The sequence below is a fragment of the Paraburkholderia sp. J69-1 genome (assembly GCF_905220255.1).
Classification (GTDB): domain Bacteria; phylum Pseudomonadota; class Gammaproteobacteria; order Burkholderiales; family Burkholderiaceae; genus Paraburkholderia.
Genome location: NZ_CAJMZG010000070.1, coordinates 1 through 1095, shown reverse-complemented (window position 1 = coordinate 1095; position 1095 = coordinate 1). Strand labels below are relative to the sequence as shown.

The following is a 1095-nucleotide window of genomic DNA, read 5'->3' as shown; positions in this document are numbered from 1 at the left end:
TGCAGCAGCGTCACCAGAATGCGGCAACCCGATGCGCCGATCGGGTGACCGATCGCAATCGCGCCGCCGTTCACGTTGATCTTCGACGTGTCCCAGCCCATCTGCTTGTTCACGGCCAGCGCCTGCGCCGCGAACGCTTCGTTGATTTCCATCAGGTCGAGATCGCCCACCGACCAGCCCGCGCGCTCCAGCGCACGCTTCGAAGCCGGCACCGGGCCCATACCCATGATCTTCGGATCGACGCCGCCTGCTGCATACGACTTGATGCGCGCGAGCGGCGTAAGACCCAGCGCCTCGGCCTTCTTCGCCGACATCACCACCACCGCGGCCGCGCCGTCGTTGATGCCCGAAGCGTTGGCAGCCGTGACCGTGCCTTCCTTCGAGAACGCCGGCTTCAGGCTCGACAGCGATTCGGCCGTGACGCCATGACGCACGAATTCGTCGGTGGCGAAGCGCAGCGGCTCACCCTTGCGCTGCGGAATTTCGACCGGCACGATTTCCGCGTCGAAACGGCCCGCCTTTTGCGCGGCTTCGGCCTTGTTCTGCGAAGCGGCTGCAAACGCGTCCTGCTCTTCGCGCGTGATGCCGAATTCCTTCGCGACGTTTTCTGCCGTCACGCCCATGTGGTACTGGTTGTACACGTCCCACAGACCATCGACGATCATGCTGTCGATCAGCTTCGCGTCGCCCATGCGGAAGCCATCGCGCGAACCCGGCAGCACGTGCGGCGCAGCGCTCATGTTTTCCTGGCCGCCTGCGACGACGATGTCCGAATCGCCGGCGATGATCGCGTTTGCCGCGAGCATCACAGCCTTCAGGCCCGAGCCGCACACCTTGTTGATCGTCATGGCCGGCACGGCTGCCGGCAGGCCCGCCTTGAGCGAAGCCTGACGCGCCACGTTCTGGCCCGAGCCCGCCGTGAGCACCTGACCCATGATCACGTCGCTCACCTGTTCGGGCTTCACGCCCGCACGCTCGAGCGCCGTCTTGATCACCAGCGCACCGAGATCCGGCGCAGCCACTTTCGCCAGCGAGCCACCGAACTTGCCAACCGCCGTACGGGCGGCCGAAACGATCACAATGTCAGTCATTTTC

At 65.1% G+C, this 1095-nt stretch carries 1 protein-coding gene; it reads right to left on the bottom strand.

The window, feature by feature from the left end; all coding sequences use genetic code 11:
* Positions 1 to 1091, bottom strand: a 1091-nt coding sequence (locus U5A67_RS40395) for an acetyl-CoA C-acetyltransferase (RefSeq protein ID WP_321818827.1), incomplete at its 3' end; no start/stop codon positions are given.
* Positions 1092 to 1095: the final 4 nt, after the last annotated feature.